Here is an 18,818-nt window from a genome sequence, read left to right on the forward strand (position 1 = left end):
TTGCGCGTCAGGCGCCTTTGCGGGCGAGAAACAATATGCCGGACACCGGCAGGCCGGCATCCATGCGAATGAACGTGCGTTCGACCGCGATCAGCGAAAGCCCGTGTCCGGCGCAGAGCGAAGCGACATAAGGCTCCGAATGCGCATAACGCAGCGACGGCCGGAGCACGAAGCCCTCCTCCGCTGCCGCCTTCTCTACCGAGAAGGCGAAGAAACCCTCTGGCTTCAGCAACCGGTCGATGATGAGGAACACGCTTTCGAGATTGCCGAGATACATCAGCACATCCGCGGCGCTGGCGAGATCGGCACGCCGCTCCTCCAGTTCGCCGAACAGGCCGCACACCTCGGGCAGCAAAGAGAGGTCCGCCTGGCTCAGCCGATCGTAAATCGCCTTCCCCTCGGCCTTGGCGAGCATGTTGGCCGATAGATCGAAGCCCTCGAGAAAGTCCGAGCGGTCGCGGACGCGCTCACCGAAAAGCCCCGTTCCGCAGCCAAGGTCCGTGACGTGACGGAAGCGCTGCCTGCCGCTCGTCCGATCGATGAGTGCGGCGAGCTTTTCCGGCACGCTGTAGTTCAGCTTCTCGGTAAGCGCCTCGTCGAAGCGTTCTGCATAGTCGTCGAAGAGCCGCTCGACGTAGGTGCTCGGCGGCTGCTCCGGCGTCTCGGCGGCGCCGAGGAGTGCAAGCTTGAGACTGGCACCGAAAATGTCGTCCGGGTTGAGGCGGAGCGTATTGCCAAGGGCCTCGATGGCTGCCTCTTTTCGGCCCGATTTTTCTTCATAGTCCGCCAGCCGGAACCAGCCGGCCGCCCAGTTCGGTGCGAGCTCGAGGGCCTGGGCCATGAGTTCGGCCGCGGCTTGCAGTTCGCCGCCTTCGGCGAGCATATTTGCGTAGTCGGCACGTCGGTCGGCGATCAAGTCACCGGAGGAGAGCTGGTTGAAGATCATGACGGTGGCGGTTCCGTTGCGACGGACGCTTCTGGGGCCGGGCGCGACAAAACACAAGCGGAATCTGGATGGGCCCCTTGCTCGCGGGTTGCGGGGGCAGGAATGTCGGCTTATGTGAGGGAAAACAGGAGAATTCTTCGCCCATGTCGGACGGCATAAATAGATTCCTGGGTGACTCGCCGCTGCGCGTGCTGGTCAAGCTCGTCGTCGTGTCGATCCTGGTCGGCTTCGTCATGACCTTCTTCGACTGGTACCCTGTCGATATCTACTACGGCATCCGCAACTTCCTGCTCGACGTCTGGTACAAAGGCTTTGCCGCGCTCGGTAGGGTCGGGGACTATCTCCTCGTCGGCGCCGCCGTCGTTATCCCGGCTTTCCTCCTCCTTCGTATCCTGAGCTATCGGCGGTAGGCATGGCGGATTCGATTTGTCTTCCCCGCAGAGTGCTGATCCTGCGCGCCGGTTCCGTGATCTCGCTCGGCTTGATCGCCGGTTGCTCTGCCTACGATGGGCTCGTCTCCGACGAGGGCGCCCGCAGCGACCAGACGGAGACGACGCTCGGCTACGTCAACGCGCTGCGTGAGGGGAGGGGGCTTTCGGCGCTCGCGCGCGACCCGGCAGCGTCCCTTGCAGCGATGCACCAGGCGGTGCGAATGGCCAGAGCCGGCAAGATGCAGCACAATATCGGCTGGCGCGACGACTTCTACGACCGCATGAAGGGCGAAGGCGTCACCCTGCCCGCAGCCGAAAACATCGCCATGGGCCAGGAAGACGCCGAGCGCGCCTATCGGGCTTGGGTCAACTCGCCGAACCATCTGAAGAACATGCTCGGCAACTATCGCGGTCTCGGCGTTGCGACTGCACAAAATTCCGCTTCCGGAAATCGTCCCTATTGGGCCATGGTGCTCTGCGGCTGAGCTGATTCCCCGAGACGGACCTTGCGGGAGTGGCCGCATGGGATGAAACGATGACTGCCATGGAAAGCCTGGAACCCGCCGGCGATAGTGCCGGCCCGTTTCACGTCAGCAACCGGCTGATTTTTTCCATCGCGCTGCCGATGACGCTCGGTTTCCTGACGACACCGCTGCTCGGCCTTGTCGATACGGCCGTGGTCGGCCGGCTTGGTCGGGCGGAGATGCTCGCCGGACTTGCGGTCGGCGCAGTCATGTTCGACCTCATCTTCGCCACTTTCAATTTCCTGCGCGCCGCCACGACCGGCCTCGTCGCCCAGGCCTGTGGCCGGGGCGATCGGCGCGAGCAGCAGGCGGTCTTCTGGCGGTCCATGGCTATCGCGCTCGTTTGCGGGCTAGGAATCCTGCTCCTCTCTCCGCTGCTGCTCCTGGTCGGCCTGTGGCTGATGGCGCCCGGGCCAGAGGTCGCGGCGGTCACCAGCACCTATTTCTTCTATCGGATCCTCTCGGGTCCGGCGGCGCTTGCCAATTACGCGATTCTCGGATTCGTGCTCGGCCGTGGCCAGGGTACGCTCGGCCTCCTGTTGCAGACGATCATCAACGGAACCAACATCGTGCTTTCGATCCTGCTTGGGCTCGTTCTCGGCTGGGGCGTGGCCGGCGTTGCGATCGCCACGGTCACTGGCGAGGTGGTCGGTGCGGTCCTTGGCTTCCTGATCGTCTTCGGCCGCTTCGACGGGCAGGACGCGCCCGGCTGGGCGGCCGTTTTCGCGCGGAACCGCCTGAAGGCGCTCTTCGGCCTCAACCGCGACATCATGATCCGTTCTTTCGTGCTGCTCGCCGCCTTTGCGCTGATGACGCGGATCGGCACCGCTCTGGGCCCGGTAACGCTTGCCGCAAATGCGGTGCTGATGAGCATCTTCCTGGTTGCCGGCTACTATCTCGACGGGCTTGCCAATGCGGCCGAGCAATTGACGGGGCGCTCGATCGGGGCGGCCTACAGGCCGGCTTTTGACCGCGCCCTGCGGATGACCGTCGCCTGGGCGCTCGGGCTGGCCGCGGCGACGACGCTCGCGTTCCTCGCCTTCGGCAATGCGCTTGTCGATCTGTTGACGACGGTGGCGGTGGTGCGCGCAGCGGCGTACGAATACATGCCCTGGGCGGCCCTCACGGCGCTGACCGGCGCGCTCGCCTTCCTGATGGACGGAGTCTTCATCGGGGCCACCTGGTCGCGCGACATGCGCAATATGATGATCGCCGCCTTCCTCGTCTATTGCGCCTCGCTCGCCGCGCTCGTGCCCCTGTTCGGCAATCACGGTCTCTGGGCGGGGCTCAACCTCTTCCTGCTGATGCGAGGGCTTTCACTGCTCGCCCTGGTGCCGCGCCGGGCGGCTCAGACTTTCCGTCCGGCCCAGTAATCGGTGCGGCTGTCGCGGATCTCGCGGATGGAGGCAAGTCCGTCGCGGTCGCAGAGCGCGGAAAGCCCCCGCACGATCCGACCCGGAAGACCCGGTCCCTGGTAGACCATGCAGGAATAGAGCTGGACGAGATCGGCGCCGGCACGGATCTTTTCCGCCGCCGTTTCGGCCGAACCGACACCGCCGACGCCGATGATCGGCATGTCGGGCCCGATGCGCTTGCGCATCCGCGCGAGGACCGCCGTCGACTTCTCGAAGAGCGGCCTGCCGGAAAGTCCGCCGGTCTCCTTCGCCTGCCGCTGGTCCTTGAGTCCCTCGCGCGAGAGCGTGGTGTTCGATACGATCAGTCCATCGAGATCATGCGCCAACACTTCCGCCGCAATGTCGTCCATCCCCTCGTCGGTCAGGTCCGGGGCGATCTTGAGAAAAACCGGGATGCGCCTACCGGTCTTTCCTGCTTCCTCCTCGCGTGCGGCAAGCACGGCCGAAAGCAGCGCCGCGAGGCTTTCGCGCGCCTGGAGATCGCGCAAGCCCGGCGTATTGGGCGAGGAGATATTGGCGGTGAAATAGCGTGCGACCGGGTAGAAGGTGCGAATGCCCGCCACGTAGTCGGCAATGCGGTCGGCGCTGTCCTTGTTGGCACCGATGTTGACGCCGACCAAAGCCTCCCGCGAGTAGCCCCGAAGCCTCGCCAGCGCCGCCCCGTGCCCTTCATTGTTGAAGCCGAGCCTGTTGATCACAGCCTCGTCTTCCACGAGGCGAAAAAGCCGAGGCCTGTCGTTGCCCGCCTGCGGACGCGGCGTGACCGTGCCGATCTCGGTAAAACCGAAGCCGAGCTTCAGAAGCGCCTCGGGCACTTCGGCATTCTTGTCATAGCCCGCCGCCATACCGATCGGATTGGCAAAGGTCAGGCCCGCCACGGTTTGCACCAACCTTGGGTCTGCGGGCGCTGCACAGCTCCGGACGAGACCGCTCTTCAGCGCCCGGATCGAGAGGCCATGGGCGGACTCGGGGTCGAGCAGAAACAGGCCGCGACGGGCGAGGCTTTCGAAAGGTCTGGTCATGGGGCAAGCTCTGGAAACACGTGGTCGCCGTCGTCGTCAAGCAGCAGCGGCTTTTCCCACAGCACCGCATCGAGAGTGAGCGGCGCGTAGAGATGCGGAAAAAGTGCGCCGCCACGCGATGGCTCATAGGTGAGCTTGTCCCCGAGCACGGCCGCGTTCACCGCGACCAGCAGGAGGTCCGTCTGTCCCTCGAAATGGCGCGCGGCCGTTTCGGTCACCTGATCACGGGTCGAAAAATGGATGAAGCCGTCGGCGAGATCGATAGGTGCGCCATCGAATCGTCCCGTGCGCCGCGCCTCCTGCCAAAGCAGTGCCGGAACGATCTTGTATATGGTAGCGTTCATGCTGTCCGCTCGTCCGTCGTGAAAACCGAGCCATGGCCTTGCCGCAAATATAGCCGCATGTCCACCGTGCAACACCAGATCGAGGCGGATTTCTCTACGGCGCCGAGCGTCCCTTTGGGCGTGCGAGGATGAACGTAGCACAGGAGGCTTCCGGAAGAGGATGTCATGAAGCAAGCAACCGCAGCATTGGTGTTCGGCCTGAGTCTTGGATGGGCGCTTTCGGTGACCGCCCAGGAATCGTCGCCTGGACGCTACACGATGCAGAAATCCGAGACGGGGTTCGCCCGGCTCGACACCGAAACCGGCGAGGTTGACCTCTGCCAGGAGAAGAACGGAGAACTCGTCTGCCGGATGGCGGCCGACGAGCGCGCAGCCTTCGAGAGGGAGCTCGATCTTCTCACCAGGCGCGTCGAAGCGCTGGAAAAAGCCGTTGGGAGAGGAGCGGCAGCAAGCAAACCGGATCTTCCGACCGACGAAGAGATTGACCGGACAATGAGCATCATGGAAAGAGTGATGCGGAAGTTCATGGGGATCGTGAAGGAATTCGACGACAAAGGGAAGTCGCCCGCCGAGGAGGGTGGGCAGGTACCCGACCGGACGTGAATTCGCCCCTGGGCGACACCGGGCTGCGGCATGCGTCCTTATGTCGATGCCGATTCGGTGGTAATAAGATTGCTGCAGCAGGTACTGTTGCAGCCGAGGCTCTTGGGAGGGGGCGTCACCATGCCGGACATGACCATCATCATTGCCGACGACCACCCGCTATTTCGAGGCGCGATGCGCCAGGCGCTGAGCGGCATGGCCGGCGCCCCGGCCATTGTCGAGGCGGGCGACTTTTCAGCGGTGCGCAAGGCTGCGGCCGACCACCCGGACGCGGATCTGATGCTCCTCGACCTGACGATGCCGGGTGTCAGCGGTCTCTCCGGTCTGATTGCGCTGCGCGCCGAATTCCCCAGCCTGCCGGTGATGATTGTCTCCGCCCATGACGATCCGGCCACCATCCACCGCGCGATAGACCTCGGCGCTGCAGGTTTCCTGTCGAAATCCGCGGGCATCGAAGAGATTCGCGACGGCATCGCCAAGGTGATGGCCGGCGAAGTATTTGTGCCGGCCGACTACGACCGGAATCAGCAATACGAGCCGGAGGTTGCCGATCTGATGCATCGGCTGCAGACCCTCACGCCGCAGCAATCTCGCGTGCTGTCGATGCTTGCCGAGGGCCTGCTCAACAAGCAGATCGCCTACGAACTCGGCGTGTCCGAGGCGACGATCAAGGCACATGTGTCGGCAATCCTGCTAAAGCTCGATGTCGACAGCCGCACGCAGGCCGTTATCCAGTTGCAGAAGCTCGGAAGCGTCGCGGCCTGACGCGTCCGCTCGATCGTGCAAACTCGGTGCGACTATTCTACTCCGCCGCAGCCCTTGATGCAGCGGCGAGCTGCGTCAGCCAGGCACGCAGGGCGGCGGGACGTACCGGCTTGTGCTGCAGCGAGACGCAGTCGCGTTCGGCGGCACTGCGGACTTCAGGCGTGCGGTCCGCCGTCACCATCAGCGCCGGAATGTTCTCTTTCCAGAGCGCGCGGATGCAGGCGATTGCCTCGATGCCGGTGCCGTCGCCGAGGTGATAGTCGGCGACGATGGCGTCCGGCCGCACGGCAAGCTTCTCCGGTCCCATCCCCGCACAGGCGGAGAGCGATTCCGCCGTGGTCACCGTGCAGCCCCAGCCGCCAAGCAGCAGCGCCATGCCGTCGAGGATCTTCAACTCGTTGTCGATGCACAGCACGTTGAGCCCGGTGAGCGCATCGGCCGACTTCGTGGCTGCGACCGGTTGGACCGCCGCTTTGCCGGCACTGACGGCCATCGGAACGCTCACCTTGAAACGGGTGCCTTTGCCCGGCTGCGATTGCAGGCTGACCGGATGATTGAGCACGTGCGAGATGCGGTCGACGATCGACAGCCCGAGCCCGAGGCCGGCTGCGGTGCGCGCGCCTTCGTCGAGCCGCGCGAATTCCTTGAATACGGTACGGAACTTCGACGGGGGAATGCCGATGCCGGAGTCGAGCACCTCGATTGCCGCCGTTTGTCCACGCCGACGGACGCCGACCAGAACCTTGCCCCGAAGCGTGTACTTTATGGCGTTGGAAACGAGGTTCTGAACGACGCGCCGCAGGAGGTTCGGGTCGCTGTGCACGACGAGCGAAGTCGGCATGATGACGAGCTTGATCTCTTTCGCCCGGGCCATCGGCGCAAAATCCGTCTCGATGCGCCTGAAGAGTTCGTTGAGCGGCACCGACTGCAGCCGCGGTTTCATCGCGCCGGTGTCGAGACGCGAAATGTCGAGTACGGCACCGAGAATGGCCTCCACCGATTCGAGTGATGAATCGATGTTCTGCACCAGCGCACGGTTGTCAGAGTCGCCCAGTCGCTCGACGAGCGAGGAAGAATAGAGGCGTGCGGCATTGAGGGGTTGCAGAATGTCGTGACCGGCGGCGGCGAAGAAGCGGGTCTTGCCGATATTGGCCTCTTCGGCCGCTGCCCGCGCCTCTGCCAGTTCCCGATTCACCAGCGTCAATTCACCCGTCCGTTCGGCGACGCGCATTTCCAGCGTCTCGTTCGCCTGTTTCAACGCCATGTCGGCGGCCACGCGCTGTGTGATGTCCGTATAGGTCGTGACGATGCCCTTGTCGGGCATCGCATTCGTCCTCACTTCGATGATGCGCGTGCCATTGGACAGTTCCAGCAGGAAAGGCTTGTCGAGCGTCAGGAAGTTGGCGATCAGCGCCTTCTCGTCCTCCTTACGCAGATCACCGCGGCGGGCGAGGATCGCGACGATGTCGGCAAGCGGGAAGCCAACCTGGCCGGTTGACTCCGGCAGATCGAGCAATTGACGGAAACGGCGGTTCCAGATGATCAGGTTGTTGGCGTTGTCGAAGACGGCGATGCCCTGATCCATCTGAGAAAGCGCGGTGTGCAGCATGTCCTGGTTATATTGCAGCGCCTCGCTTGCCTGGTCGAGCAGCCAGGCCGTGTCCGAGGAGGCATCGTCAACGCGCTGGAGCACGAGCGAGAGAACCAGTCGCGCAGATGAGGAGCCGATGGCGCTGCCGAGCAGTTGTTCGGAAAAATGCACGAGGGCCATGTCTGCGGAGGCGTTGTCGTCGAGCCAGCGGCCGGATTGCTGTTCATAGGTGTGGAACGAGCGCTGCATGCGTTCCTCGCCCATGTAGCGGGCGATCGTGGTCTTCAGATCACGCACCGTCACTTTGGTCTTGCGCCCGCGGAAGGTTCCTTCCGTGCGGGACCGGCGGGTGATGAAAACACCGGCCTGGATGCGCTCCAGGGGTTTCGGTGCGCGCGTCAGCGAGCCTAGGACGTAGGCTGACGCATTGACGAGCATGCTCAGCGCCGTTGCGCTGACGAGCGGATCCGACTGCGGCCCGGAGAAGAGATCGGTGAAGGGCAGCAGGAAGCTCAACACCGTCGACGCGACGTGGGAGTTGTCCGGGCCGCCGAGGCTCGGCAGGAACAAGAGGTAGGCCCAGACGAGAAAGCCCGACACCATGCCAGCGATCGCGCCGCGGGAGTTCGCCTGCCGCCAGACCAGCCCGCCGAAGAGCGCCGGTGCCATCTGCGAGACCGCGGCGAAGGAGAGCAGGCCCAGCGAAGCGAGGCCGGCACTGATGTCGGCGGAGCGGTAATAACCATAGCCGAGCAGCAGCACGAAGAGAATTGCCGTGCGGCGGATGTTAAGGAGCGTGCCGGCCATGTCTTCCTGCAGCGAGCCGCGAGTCCCCAGCCGGCGACGCAGGAATACAGGCATGACGATGTCGTTGGAGACCATGATCGACAGGGCGACCGAGGCGACGATGACCATCGCGGTTGCGGCGGAGAAGCCTCCGATGAAGGTTGTCAATGTCAAGAGCGGCAGATCGCTCGCCAGCGGCAGCGTCAACAGATAAAGGTCCGCGTCGCCGGAGCCGGAAAACGTCAGAATCCCGGCAATCGCGATCGGCAGCACGAAGAGATTGATGGCGATCAGATAGAGCGGAAAAAGGATGCCCGCCGTGCGCAGTTCCGTGTCCGTGCGGTTCTCGACGACGGTGACGTGGAACTGCCGCGGCAGCATGATGATCGCGAACGCCGACAGCGCGATCAGCAGGATCCAGCGCGCCGCCGGCGTCTCGTAGGCAAGCGCGGAGAGGACTTCCGGGCTTTGCTGCGCCCTTTCCATGAGTTCGGCGGGGCCGCCGAAGAGTACGAAGACGACATAGACGCCCACCGCCAGCATGGCCGCGAGCTTCACTACCGATTCCATCGCGATCGCGAGGATCAGGCCGTCCTGGTGCTCCGTCGCATCCGTGTGGCGCGTGCCGAACACGATTGCGAAACAGGCGAGGAAGAGCGTGACCAGTAGAGGCAGGTCGATGAAATGCTCCCCCGAACCGATGCCGTATTCGCTGGTGTCGATCATCGCGGCGACGGAGCTCGACACGGCCTTGAGCTGAAGGGCGATGTAGGGGATCGCCCCGACGAGCGAGATCAAGGCCACAATCGCTGCGACGGTGGGATTCTTTCCATAGCGCGCGGCCAGGAAATCGGCGACCGAAGTCAGCCTCTCCGTCTTGGCGAGCCGGACGATGCGGCGGATCAGCGGCAGGCCGACCGTAAACATCAGAATGGGACCGATATAGATGCCGGTGAATTCGAGGCCGCGTTCGGCCGCGAGCCCGACGCCGCCGAAATAGGTCCAGGAGGTGCAATAGATCGCTAGGCTGAGCGCATAGACCAGCGGCCTGCCCTTACCGGCGATCTTGTTTTTTCCGGCCTGGCGGTCGCCATAGCTTGCGACCGCAAAGAGCAGCAGCAGATAGGCGAAAGCGGAGGCAAAGATGATTGAACCCGAGAGCATGCCTCACTCCTCGATCGGCAGCATAGGGCAAGTCCATTCCATTGAGAATTGGCTGCTTCTTCGTCTTAAGTCCAAGACCGCACGGAGTGCCGACCGGGCGTCCGCGGGATCGTTGGCTGCAGGTGCCTCAAGGAGAGTTCCATCGCGCCCGCCTTTGGTCTAAGGTCCCACCGCCGGTTGCCGAGGGGGCAGGCGGCGATTGCTCGTAACCTTACCGAGAGGTGCGCATGCTGGACGAATTCAAGGAGTTTATCGCGCGCGGCAATGTGATCGACCTTGCAGTCGGCGTGATCATCGGCGCGGCGTTCAGCAAGATCGTCGATTCGGTCGTCAACGATCTCGTGATGCCGATCATCGGTGCGATCACGGGCGGCGGCTTCGATTTCTCCGATTACTTCCTGGCGCTTTCGCCGAGTGTCACGGCGCCGACCCTTGCCGCCGCCCGTGAGCAGGGCGCCGTCTTCGCCTATGGCAACTTCATTACGGTGCTCCTCAACTTCCTCATCCTCGCCTGGATCATCTTCCTGATGATCAAGCTCGTGAACCGCGTGCGTGCGTCGGTCGAAAGAGAAAAGGCCGCTGCTCCGGCTCCCCCGGCTGCCCCGCCGCCACCGGACATCCAACTGCTGTCGGAAATCCGTGATCTGCTGAAGCAGCGCACCTGAGCGACAGATGCCACAGTTCGCGGCCGGCGCCTGGGTTCGTCCCCGGCCGGCCGCGAAAGCATCACAGAAATCGATCGATAAGTCAGAGAAAATCGCGTGATCGTCGGCGCCAATGCGTCTAGAAGCGGCGGGCAACAGGAGCCTCCGATGACGATCATGTCCAGCCTCAGTCCCCGTGCCCTGTCTGCGCCCGAAAGCGGCATCGTCGAAGTGGTGAACTATGCGCGCGGTCGCGAAGGGCTCATCCCGCTCTGGGTCGGCGAGGGCGATCTTCCGACCCCCGACTTCATCAGCCGGCCGGCGGCGGAAGCATTGGCGGCCGGCGAGACCTTCTACACCTGGCAGCGCGGCATCCCTCCGCTCCGCGAAGCACTGGTGCGCTACTATCAGCGCCGCTTTCAGAAGACGCTGTCGCCCGAGAATTTCTATGTTGCCGGATCGGGCATGCAGGCGATCAAGCTTGCGATCGAGGCGATCACTTCCCCGGGCGACGAGATGATCCTGCTGACGCCGGCCTGGCCGAATTTTGCGGCTGCCGCCGATCTCTCCGGTGCGCGCCCGATTTCCGTGCCGCTGCATTTCGCGAATGGCAAGTGGCGGCTCGACCTCGATCGGCTCGAGGCGGCGATCGGGGAGAAGACGCGCGCGCTCTTCATCAACACGCCGTCCAACCCGACCGGCTGGACCGCATCTCGTGAAGACCTCGCGGCCATTCTCGCCCTGGCACGCAAGCATGGTCTGTGGATCATCGCCGACGAAATCTATGCGCTCTATTACTATCTCGGAGGAAGGGCTCCATCCTTCCTCGACATCGCAGAGGAGGACGACCGCATTCTTTTCGTCAATTCCTTCTCGAAGAACTGGGCAATGACCGGCTGGCGCGTCGGCTGGATCGTCGCGCCGCCGGCCATGGGGCAGGTGCTCGAAAACCTCATCCAGTATTCAACCTCCGGCGTTGCGCAGTTCATGCAGCGTGGCGCCGTCGCGGCCCTCGACGAGGGGGATGCTTTCGTCGACGAGAACGTCGCCAGGGCGAGGGCCAATCGCGACCATTTCTGCGATGCGCTGATTGCGACCAATCGGGTTGAAACGCTCAAGCCCGAAGGGGCGCTTTACGCCTTTCTGAAGATCGACGGCATCGCCAACTCGCGGCAGGCGGTGATCGACATCGTCGACAAGACCGGCGTCGGCCTCGCGCCCGGGACAGCCTTCGGCAAAGGCGGCGAACTCTTCATGCGCGCCTGCTTCCTGCGCGATCCGGCCCAGATCGCCGAGGCGGCGGAGCGTCTGCGCGCCTACATTCTCGCTCGCTGAGGCCGATCGATAAAACGCGATCGTTTTCGCCAAGCGTGGCTTAACGACGCCGGCGAGAATAGGCGGCGAAGCCCGGCCGAGTGCGTCCGTTTTACCGATTCTGAAAGCAACACCCGTCTTTCCTGTTCCCGGGTTCACAGGGGTGGAAAGCAATCAATGGCCGTACTGGTAACCGGAGGGGCGGGCTATATAGGCAGCCACATGGTCTGGACCCTGCTTGACGCAGGGGAGCGCGTCGTCGTGCTCGACAGCTTGACGACCGGATTTCGCTGGGCGGTGGCGCCCGAGGCGCGCTTCTATTTCGGCGATGTGGGAGACCGGTCCGCTCTTGCACGGATTTTTGCCGAGAACGACATCGATGCGGTGGTCCATTTCGCCGGGTCGGCGGTGGTGCCGGACTCGGTCGCCAATCCGCTCGTCTATTACGACAACAACACGGCAAGGACGCGCACGCTGATCGCTGCGACCATAGAGGCAGGAATCCGCCGCTTCGTGTTCTCGTCGACCGCAGCGGTTTACGGCCCGCAGGACACGCCCGATCCGGTCACGGAAACGGCGACCCTGCGTCCCCAAAGCCCCTACGGCCGCTCCAAGCTGATGTCCGAGATGATGCTCGAGGATGCAGCTGCGGCCCATGATTTCAGCTATGTGGCGCTCCGGTATTTCAATGTGGCCGGCGCAGATCCGCTCGGCCGAGCCGGTCAGTCGACGCGGGAAGCCACCCATCTCATCAAGGTCGCCTGCGAGACGGCGCTCGGCAAGCGCCGCAAGGTGGACGTCTTCGGCACCGATTATCCAACGGCGGACGGCACCGGGGTTCGCGACTATATCCACGTCAGCGATCTGGTAGACGCACACGGGAGTGCACTCGCATATCTGAGAGGGGGCGGCGAGCCCCTGGTCCTGAACTGCGGCTACGGCGAGGGCTTCTCGGTGCTGCAGGTCATCGACGCGGTGCGGCGGGTTTCCGGCCGGGATTTCCGCGTCGACTACGCGCCGCGGCGGCCGGGCGACGCCGCGCAGGTCGTGGCCGATCCATCGCTAGCGCGACTCAAGCTCGACTGGGTGCCGACCCATGCGGGCCTGGAGCACATCATCCAGAGCGCTTTCGATTGGGAGAATTATCTCAGTCGCAAGAACAGTTTCGATGGGGGGGCGGAAGAGAGCCGGCGGCTCGTCGTCAACGGCTGATCCAGCGGCGATTACAGCGCCGCGCGTCTTTTCAGACGCGCAAAGGTCGCTTTGGCTCCATGCGCCAGGCGCGGTGCGCTCGCCTCATGCCTCGTCTTCACCGAGGATCTGGCGCTCATGCGCGATCGAATGGTCGATCAGTTGCGCCCATAGCTTCGCATAGAAGTTCGGTTCTAGGCCGAGCTCGATCGCAGTCCTGCCGGCGTTTTCCTTGACCTCGGCAACGCGCGCGGGAATGTCTGCCTTCAGCTTCAGCGGGCGTTTGATCTCCGCGGCGCGGTTGATGTAGCCCCAGCGCTCCGCAAACAGCATCATCAGAGCGCGGTCGAGGCGATCGATTTCGGCACGCACATCCGCCATCGTCGTGCATTCTGCGGGTGTCCTTGACATATCCGGCTCCTGCCGGGGCGGTTGCGCCCCGTTCATCGCGCCGAACTGCTACCAAAGCGGATGCCGGCTGAGAAGGGGTAAAAGGGCCGCAGTGCCGGATGTGGTCACCTCGGCGGGCGATCATCCGGGGAAGCAGGGTGCGGTCCTGTCTCCATCCGGCGATCGCCTGCCGACGTGTCTGAAGAAATTAGCTCGGCAGGCTTGAGCGGGGCTTTCTCAATTCCCGAGCACCAGCTTTATCGCCACCCCCACCAGGCTGACGATGACGACGCCGGCAAGCCAAAGGCCGAAGAACCAGAGGAGCTTGCGCCTAAGGCCGTCGGCGCTCAATGGTAGCCCTCCTCCGGATCGACCTTGCCGCGGAAGACCCAATAGGCATAGGCGGTGTAGGCGAGAATGATCGGCACCAGGACGACGGCGCCGACGAGCAGGAAGGCGAGGCTGTCGTCCGGAGCCGCGGCGTCCCAGATGGTCAGCGACGGCGGGACGATGTAGGGATAGAAACTGATGCCGATGCCGATATAGCCAAGGACGAAGAGGCCGAGCGCGGCGATGAAGGGTTGGGTGTCGTGCCGGTCGCGAATGCCGTTCAGCAGCAGATAGAGGCAGCCGAGCACGAGCAGCGGTACGATGACACTGAAGATGGCCGTCGGCCAGCCGAACCAACGTTCGAGATAAACCGGTTCCAGAAACGGCGTCCAGAGGCTGACGATGCCCATTGCCGCGATGGTGGCGAAAGAGCAGCGCAAGGCGATGGTGCGAGCGCTGTCGGCAAGCGCGCCGCGGGTCTTCATGATCAGCCAGGTGGCGCCGAGCAGGGCATAGCCAACGACGATGGCAAGACCCGTCACGATCGAAAAGGGCGTCAGCCAATCCCACCAGCCTCCGACATAGGCGCGATCCTCGACGGGGATACCCTGGACAAGGGCGCCGAGCGCCAGCCCTTGCGCGAAGGCTGCGAGGGTCGAGCCGCCGGCAAAAGCCCAGTTCCACAAGAACTCGCCGCGGCGCGTCCGCCAGCGATATTCGAAGGCGACGCCGCGGAAGATGAGGCCGAGCAACATGGCGATGATCGGCGCGTAGAGCGCCGGCAGGACCGTGGCATAGGCGAGGGGAAAGACGGCCATCAGCCCGCCACCGCCGAGCACCAGCCAGGTCTCGTTGCCGTCCCAGACGGGGGCGACGGAATTCATCATCACATCCCGATCGTGTTTTTCGGGAAACAGTGGAAAGAGGATGCCGACGCCGAGATCGAAGCCGTCGAGAACGACATAGGCGAGAACAGAGAAGGCGATGAGCCCGGCCCAGATCAGCGGCAGGTCAATGTCCATGTTGGCCTCCATGGGGTTGAGCCGGCCCGGGCGCGACGCCGGCGGTGCGTATTGGTCCCTCGCCGAGCTCCGGCAAGGTGTCGCGCGGCAGGCGTGCCATCAGCCGCAGTATGTAGAAGGTCCCGGCTCCGAAGACGAGGAAATAGACCATGATGAAGGCGATGAGCGAAGCGCCGACGGCCGGGGCCTCGATCGGCGAGACCGAATCCGCCGTCATGAGGTGGCCATAGACCGTGTAGGGCTGGCGCCCGACCTCGGTGGTGATCCAGCCCGCGAGTACGGCCACGAAGCCGGATGGGCCCATGATAACAGCGATGCGGTGCAGCCAATCATTCGTGTGGAGCGTGCCGCGATGGCGACACCAGAGGCTCCAGAGGCCGATGCCGAGCATGGAGAACCCCATGAGCAGCATGACGCGGAAGGACCAGAAGACGATGCCGACCGGCGGCTGCAACTGTTCGGGTACCGTATCGAGGCCGGCAAGCGGTGCATCGAGCGAATGTTTCAGGATGAGGCTCGACAGCTTCGGGATTTCGATCGCGTAATCGACCCGCTTGTCCGCGGAGTTGGGAATGCCGAAGAGGATCAGCGGCGCTCCATCGGGATGGCTCTGATAGTGGCCTTCCATCGCCATCACCTTGGCGGGCTGGTGTTCGAGCGTGTTGAGCCCGTGCTGGTCGCCGGCAAAGATCTGGATTGGCGCCACGATCGCCGCCATCCACATGGCCATGGAAAACATGGTGCGGGCGCGGCGCGGAGCGGTGTTGCGCAAGAGGTGCCATGCCCCGCAGGCGCCGACGACGAAGGCGGTCGTCAGGTAGGCGGCGAGCACCATATGCACGAGTCTGTAGGGGAAGGATGGATTGAAGATCACCGCCCACCAGTCGACGGGAACGAATTGGCCCGCCTCGTTGACCGAGAAGCCGGCCGGCGTCTGCATCCAGGAATTCACCGCCAGGATCCAGGTGGCCGAGATCAGCGTGCCGAAAGCGACCATCGCCGTTGCGAGAAAATGCAGCCTCGGACCGACCCGGTTCAGGCCGAACAGCATGACGCCAAGGAACCCGGCCTCGAGGAAAAAGGCCGTCAGCACCTCGTAGCCCATCAGCGGCCCGATGACCGGGCCCGCCTTGTCGGAGAACACGCTCCAGTTTGTGCCGAACTGGTAGGACATGACGATGCCGGACACCACGCCCATGCCGAAGGCGACGGCGAAGATCGTTTTCCAGAAATTGAACAGTTCCAGATAGACATCGTCGTTCTTCCAGAGCCACAGCCCTTCGAGAACGGCGAGATAACTTGCAAGACCGATGGAAAAAGCCGGAAAGATGATGTGAAAGGAGACAGTGAAGGCAAATTGAATGCGTGCAATGAGAGTTGCATCAAAGGCTTCGAACACGGCGCAATCCTTTCGGCGCAAGGAGGATCACTTCGTCCCCGCATTGTCGCTCATCGGCGCCGCAACCGGTGTCGGCGCCGTTGATTTCATCGTGTGATTGAATCTGAGGGAAAATTGCCAAAGGTCAATGACGGCCCTGCCGCCACGTTGTCACACTGCGGCAATCTTTCGCCTGCGGCATTTTGGTCGGAAGGCGGCCTCAGGACCGTGCAAGGTAGGTTTCTGCAAGTTCCGTCCAGAAGGCGGCGCCGATCGGAAGCAGGCCATCGTTGAAATCGTAGCCGGGGTGGTGGAGCGGCTTCTCCTCGCCTGTCGCCTTCGCTCCGAGGTAGAAGTAGGTCCCCGGCCTTTCCTTGAGCATATAGGCGAAGTCCTCGCTGCCCATATAGGGACGGGCAAGGTCGATCACCTTGTCGACTCCTGCGAAGCGGAACGCGAGGTCGCGGACGAAGTCCGTCTCCTTCTTGTGGTTGATCGTCGCGTCATAGCTGCGCTCGTAGTCGATAGTCGCGCGCATGCCGTAGCTTTCCGCCTGCGCCTCGGCAATCGTGCGGATGCGGCGTTCGAGTTCATCGCGCACGGCCGCGTCGAAGGAGCGAATGCCGACGACCATTTCGGCCCGTTCCGGAATGATGTTGCTCGCCGAGCCCCCGTGAAACGCACCGACGGTGATGACCGCCGGGTCCATCGGATGGATGTTGCGCGATACGATCGATTGCAGCGCCATCACGATGCTGGCGCCACAGACGATCGGATCGGCCGTCTCCTGAGGCTCGGCACCGTGGCCGCCGCGGCCGTGGACAGTGATCCGCGCCTCATCCACCGCCGCCATCACCGGCCCTTCGCGGAGCGCGAACTGGCCGAAGGGCAGGGCCGGTTCGTTGTGGAGCGCAAAAATGGCGTCGCATGGAAATTTTTCGAACAGACCCTCTTCGACCATGATCCTCGCGCCGCCGAAATTCTCCTCGGCCGGCTGGAAAATGAGGTGCACCGTGCCGTCGAAGTTCCTCCGCTCGGCGAGAGCGCGGGCCGCTCCGAGCAGCATTGCCGTGTGGCCGTCATGGCCGCAGGCATGCATCAGACCCGGCGTCCTGCTTGCGTAGTCGAGCCCCGTCTCCTCGTGGATCGGCAACGCGTCGATATCGGCTCGGATACCAATGGAGCGGGAGCCGGTGCCGTTTGTCAGCGTGCCGACGACTCCGGTCTTCGCAAGCCCCGTCGTGACATGATAGCCCAGGGTTTCCAGATGACGCGCGATGAAAGCGGAGGTTCGCTTTTCCTCCAGTCCGAGTTCCGGATGCGCGTGCAAATCCCGGCGGATCGCAACCAGCTCCGGCGTGGCATTGTCGATGGCGGCGGAAAGTTTCATGTCAGGCACCACGGGTTGGTATGCGGTTTTCGAAATAACGGAAGGCCAGGACCAGAAGGCCTGTCAGGCACATGTAGATCAGCGCGAGGAGAAGCAGCGGCTCGTAGGTCAGATAGGTCTCCTGCCGAACCTTTGAAATCACCGCATAGACGTCGACGACGGTGATTGTGGCCACCAGCGGCGTGGATTTGAGCTGCAACACGGTTTCGCCAGTGAGCGTCGGCAGCGCCCGATGGACGGCACGCGGCAGCCAGATACGCCGGAATAGCGTCCAACGCCCCATTCCGTAGGCGCGCGCCGCTTCCAATTCGCCCTGTGGCACGCCCGCGAAGGCGCCGCGCATCACCTCGCCCTCATAGGCGGCGAAGGAGATCGTCAGCGCCGCCACTCCATAGGGCCAGGCCTCGCGCAGATAGGGCCAGAGGAAAGACTGACGAATTGCCGGGAATTGGGGAAAGAGCGATCCGAGCCCGTAATAGAGCAGCCAGAGCTGCAGGAGCAATGGCGTGCCGCGAACGACGGTGCAGAAGAGACGGGCGGGGCCCTTCAGGAACCACGGACCCGTCACCTGGGCGAGCCCGAGCGGGACCGCAAGCAGGAAGCCCAGGATCGACGTACTGAACAGCATTGCCAGGCTGACGAGAATGCCGGTCCCGAGCCGAGGCAGGTAGCGCGGCAGCCAATCCCAGCGCATGAAGAGGGCGATGGCCGTGACCAGCGCTCCAAAGAGCACGATCAACACGATCCGATGTGGCTTGAAGAAGCTCTCCGCTTTAGGGAGGTCTTCGGGCGCCAAGGCGAGCGCGTGCGTGGTTTCGTTGCTCATCGTCTCTCCACCAGGCCGCGGCGGGCATGCCGTTCGATGACGCCGATGAAGAGGTTGGAAACGAGGGTCAGCGCCAGGTAGAGTGCACCTGCCGCGCAAAAGAACAGGAAATAGGCTTTCGTGGCGCCGGCTGCCTGGCGGGTTACCAGCGTCAGCTCGGCAAAGCCGACGACCGCGAGCAGCGCCGTGTCCTTAGTTGCGATCAGCCAGAGGTTGGCGAGGCCGGGAATGGCATGGGACAGCATCGCTGGCAGCGTGATCCGTCTCACAACCTTGGCCGGCGACATGCCAAAGGCGCGCGCCGCCTCGATCTGACCCGCCGGCACCGCCTTGATCGCGCCGCGCAGCACCTCCGTCGAATAGGCACCCTGGACGACGCCGATGACGAAGATGCCGGCCAGCAGGCCGCTGATGTCGACCGGGCCGATTGCGACAAGGCCGAGCAACTGGTTCAGGAGATCGGTGCCCGCATAATACAGGAGCAGGATCAGCACGAGCTCCGGCACGGCCCGCACGACGGTGGTGTAGCATTCGAGCAGATCGCGCAGCACCGGCCCGCCATAGAGTTTTCCGAAGGCGCCGCCGATGCCGAGCAGGAGCCCGAGCGCATAGCCCCCGAGGGCGATTTCGATCGAGCGGAGGAAGCCCTGCAGCAGAACGCCGCCCCAGCCCGGGGCCGAAAGAGCAAGCAGGCTCCAGTTGACGAAGGAATCCATCGCGGTCAACTCCGAACGCTTCGGCC

At 63.6% G+C, this 18,818-nt stretch carries 18 protein-coding genes; 8 read left to right on the forward strand and 10 right to left on the reverse strand.

Translation table 11 applies throughout. From position 1 onward, the window contains the following. Nucleotides 1-7: 7 nt before the first annotated feature. Nucleotides 8-946 carry a class I SAM-dependent DNA methyltransferase gene (locus EKH55_RS00745; protein WP_069459573.1) on the reverse strand — a complete coding sequence of 313 codons (939 nt, stop codon included), beginning with the start codon at nucleotides 944-946 and terminating at the stop codon, nucleotides 8-10. Nucleotides 947-1,089: 143 nt separating this feature from the next. On the opposite strand from EKH55_RS00745, the gene EKH55_RS00750 reads away from it, so the two are divergent. From EKH55_RS00750 to EKH55_RS00760, 3 genes are read left to right on the forward strand one after another with little or no spacing between them, the layout of a single operon-like run. Then, entirely contained in the window at nucleotides 1,090-1,356 is a 267-nt protein-coding gene (locus EKH55_RS00750) for a DUF6460 domain-containing protein (protein WP_069459572.1), read from the forward strand. Nucleotides 1,357-1,358: 2 nt separating this feature from the next. After that, nucleotides 1,359-1,862: a CAP domain-containing protein gene (locus tag EKH55_RS00755; protein ID WP_069459571.1), complete on the forward strand. Its 504-nt coding sequence runs from the start codon at nucleotides 1,359-1,361 to the stop codon at nucleotides 1,860-1,862. A gap of 50 nt (nucleotides 1,863-1,912) precedes the next feature. Then, the gene (locus EKH55_RS00760) at nucleotides 1,913-3,274 is read left to right on the forward strand and encodes an MATE family efflux transporter (RefSeq protein WP_151610791.1); all 1,362 of its coding nucleotides are present in this window, start codon (nucleotides 1,913-1,915) and stop codon (nucleotides 3,272-3,274) included. Here EKH55_RS00760 and EKH55_RS00765 read toward each other — a convergent pair. Then, nucleotides 3,250-4,338 (reverse strand): quinone-dependent dihydroorotate dehydrogenase, encoded by a 1,089-nt coding sequence (locus EKH55_RS00765; RefSeq protein WP_069459569.1) that lies wholly within the window; start codon nucleotides 4,336-4,338, stop codon nucleotides 3,250-3,252. The genes EKH55_RS00760 and EKH55_RS00765 overlap by 25 nt on opposite strands. Further along, complete coding sequence (locus tag EKH55_RS00770; protein WP_069459568.1) at nucleotides 4,335-4,682, reverse strand: DUF952 domain-containing protein; 348 nt, start codon at nucleotides 4,680-4,682, stop codon at nucleotides 4,335-4,337. The genes EKH55_RS00765 and EKH55_RS00770 overlap by 4 nt, the downstream gene beginning before the upstream one ends. Before the next feature lie 165 nt (nucleotides 4,683-4,847). On the opposite strand from EKH55_RS00770, the gene EKH55_RS00775 reads away from it, so the two are divergent. Both EKH55_RS00775 and EKH55_RS00780 read left to right on the forward strand, forming a co-directional pair. After that, the gene (locus EKH55_RS00775; RefSeq protein WP_069459567.1) at nucleotides 4,848-5,285 is read left to right on the forward strand and encodes a hypothetical protein; all 438 of its coding nucleotides are present in this window, start codon (nucleotides 4,848-4,850) and stop codon (nucleotides 5,283-5,285) included. Nucleotides 5,286-5,405: 120 nt separating this feature from the next. Next, nucleotides 5,406-6,050, forward strand: a complete 645-nt coding sequence (locus EKH55_RS00780; RefSeq protein WP_069459566.1) for a response regulator transcription factor — start codon at nucleotides 5,406-5,408, stop codon at nucleotides 6,048-6,050. A 37-nt stretch (nucleotides 6,051-6,087) separates the two neighbouring features. On the opposite strand, the gene EKH55_RS00785 is transcribed toward EKH55_RS00780, so the two are convergent. Then, complete coding sequence (locus EKH55_RS00785; RefSeq protein ID WP_151610792.1) at nucleotides 6,088-9,591, reverse strand: PAS domain-containing hybrid sensor histidine kinase/response regulator; 3,504 nt, start codon at nucleotides 9,589-9,591, stop codon at nucleotides 6,088-6,090. A gap of 227 nt (nucleotides 9,592-9,818) precedes the next feature. On the opposite strand from EKH55_RS00785, the gene mscL reads away from it, so the two are divergent. The 3 genes from mscL to galE all read left to right on the forward strand — a co-directional run bounded on the left by mscL (nucleotide 9,819) and on the right by galE (nucleotide 12,761). Next, nucleotides 9,819-10,256: a large conductance mechanosensitive channel protein MscL gene (gene mscL, locus EKH55_RS00790; protein WP_151610793.1), complete on the forward strand. Its 438-nt coding sequence runs from the start codon at nucleotides 9,819-9,821 to the stop codon at nucleotides 10,254-10,256. Nucleotides 10,257-10,403: 147 nt separating this feature from the next. Next, a complete protein-coding gene (locus EKH55_RS00795) occupies nucleotides 10,404-11,570 on the forward strand; it encodes a pyridoxal phosphate-dependent aminotransferase (protein WP_151610794.1) in 1,167 nt (388 codons plus the stop codon). Nucleotides 11,571-11,726: 156 nt separating this feature from the next. After that, on the forward strand, nucleotides 11,727-12,761 hold the full coding sequence (gene galE / locus EKH55_RS00800; protein ID WP_151610795.1) for a UDP-glucose 4-epimerase GalE: 1,035 nt from the start codon (nucleotides 11,727-11,729) through the stop codon (nucleotides 12,759-12,761). Between the two features lie 84 nt (nucleotides 12,762-12,845). On the opposite strand, the gene EKH55_RS00805 is transcribed toward galE, so the two are convergent. The 6 genes from EKH55_RS00805 to EKH55_RS00830 form a co-directional block, all read right to left on the reverse strand. After that, nucleotides 12,846-13,151 carry a chorismate mutase family protein gene (locus tag EKH55_RS00805; RefSeq protein ID WP_151610796.1) on the reverse strand — a complete coding sequence of 102 codons (306 nt, stop codon included), beginning with the start codon at nucleotides 13,149-13,151 and terminating at the stop codon, nucleotides 12,846-12,848. Between the two features lie 326 nt (nucleotides 13,152-13,477). Next, complete coding sequence (gene cydB, locus EKH55_RS00810; RefSeq protein WP_069459560.1) at nucleotides 13,478-14,482, reverse strand: cytochrome d ubiquinol oxidase subunit II; 1,005 nt, start codon at nucleotides 14,480-14,482, stop codon at nucleotides 13,478-13,480. Continuing rightward, the gene (locus tag EKH55_RS00815; RefSeq protein WP_069459559.1) at nucleotides 14,472-15,881 is read right to left on the reverse strand and encodes a cytochrome ubiquinol oxidase subunit I; all 1,410 of its coding nucleotides are present in this window, start codon (nucleotides 15,879-15,881) and stop codon (nucleotides 14,472-14,474) included. The genes cydB and EKH55_RS00815 overlap by 11 nt, the downstream gene beginning before the upstream one ends. Nucleotides 15,882-16,080: 199 nt before the next feature. Next, entirely contained in the window at nucleotides 16,081-17,250 is a 1,170-nt protein-coding gene (locus EKH55_RS00820) for a M20 aminoacylase family protein (protein ID WP_151610797.1), read from the reverse strand. Nucleotide 17,251: 1 nt separating this feature from the next. Continuing rightward, nucleotides 17,252-18,076 carry an ABC transporter permease gene (locus tag EKH55_RS00825; protein WP_069459557.1) on the reverse strand — a complete coding sequence of 275 codons (825 nt, stop codon included), beginning with the start codon at nucleotides 18,074-18,076 and terminating at the stop codon, nucleotides 17,252-17,254. Continuing rightward, on the reverse strand, nucleotides 18,073-18,792 hold the full coding sequence (locus EKH55_RS00830; RefSeq protein WP_069459556.1) for an ABC transporter permease: 720 nt from the start codon (nucleotides 18,790-18,792) through the stop codon (nucleotides 18,073-18,075). Before EKH55_RS00830 ends, EKH55_RS00825 begins: the two co-directional genes overlap by 4 nt. Between the last annotated feature and the right edge of the window lie 26 nt (nucleotides 18,793-18,818).

This window comes from Sinorhizobium alkalisoli, assembly GCF_008932245.1.
GTDB lineage: Bacteria > Pseudomonadota > Alphaproteobacteria > Rhizobiales > Rhizobiaceae > Sinorhizobium > Sinorhizobium alkalisoli.

Excerpts from the sequence above, each read along its gene's own strand:
- EKH55_RS00745 (WP_069459573.1), bottom strand. The coding sequence starts at position 946 with ATGATCTTCAACCAGCTCTCCTCCGGTGACTTGATCGCCGACCGACGT.
- EKH55_RS00750 (WP_069459572.1), top strand. The coding sequence starts at position 1,090 with ATGTCGGACGGCATAAATAGATTCCTGGGTGACTCGCCGCTGCGCGTG.
- EKH55_RS00755 (WP_069459571.1), top strand. The coding sequence starts at position 1,359 with ATGGCGGATTCGATTTGTCTTCCCCGCAGAGTGCTGATCCTGCGCGCC.
- EKH55_RS00760 (WP_151610791.1), top strand. The coding sequence starts at position 1,913 with ATGACTGCCATGGAAAGCCTGGAACCCGCCGGCGATAGTGCCGGCCCG.
- EKH55_RS00765 (WP_069459569.1), bottom strand. The coding sequence starts at position 4,338 with ATGACCAGACCTTTCGAAAGCCTCGCCCGTCGCGGCCTGTTTCTGCTC.
- EKH55_RS00770 (WP_069459568.1), bottom strand. The coding sequence starts at position 4,682 with ATGAACGCTACCATATACAAGATCGTTCCGGCACTGCTTTGGCAGGAG.
- EKH55_RS00775 (WP_069459567.1), top strand. The coding sequence starts at position 4,848 with ATGAAGCAAGCAACCGCAGCATTGGTGTTCGGCCTGAGTCTTGGATGG.
- EKH55_RS00780 (WP_069459566.1), top strand. The coding sequence starts at position 5,406 with ATGCCGGACATGACCATCATCATTGCCGACGACCACCCGCTATTTCGA.
- EKH55_RS00785 (WP_151610792.1), bottom strand. The coding sequence starts at position 9,591 with ATGCTCTCGGGTTCAATCATCTTTGCCTCCGCTTTCGCCTATCTGCTG.
- mscL (WP_151610793.1), top strand. The coding sequence starts at position 9,819 with ATGCTGGACGAATTCAAGGAGTTTATCGCGCGCGGCAATGTGATCGAC.
- EKH55_RS00795 (WP_151610794.1), top strand. The coding sequence starts at position 10,404 with ATGACGATCATGTCCAGCCTCAGTCCCCGTGCCCTGTCTGCGCCCGAA.
- galE (WP_151610795.1), top strand. The coding sequence starts at position 11,727 with ATGGCCGTACTGGTAACCGGAGGGGCGGGCTATATAGGCAGCCACATG.
- EKH55_RS00805 (WP_151610796.1), bottom strand. The coding sequence starts at position 13,151 with ATGTCAAGGACACCCGCAGAATGCACGACGATGGCGGATGTGCGTGCC.
- cydB (WP_069459560.1), bottom strand. The coding sequence starts at position 14,482 with ATGGACATTGACCTGCCGCTGATCTGGGCCGGGCTCATCGCCTTCTCT.
- EKH55_RS00820 (WP_151610797.1), bottom strand. The coding sequence starts at position 17,250 with ATGAAACTTTCCGCCGCCATCGACAATGCCACGCCGGAGCTGGTTGCG.
- EKH55_RS00825 (WP_069459557.1), bottom strand. The coding sequence starts at position 18,076 with ATGAGCAACGAAACCACGCACGCGCTCGCCTTGGCGCCCGAAGACCTC.
- EKH55_RS00830 (WP_069459556.1), bottom strand. The coding sequence starts at position 18,792 with ATGGATTCCTTCGTCAACTGGAGCCTGCTTGCTCTTTCGGCCCCGGGC.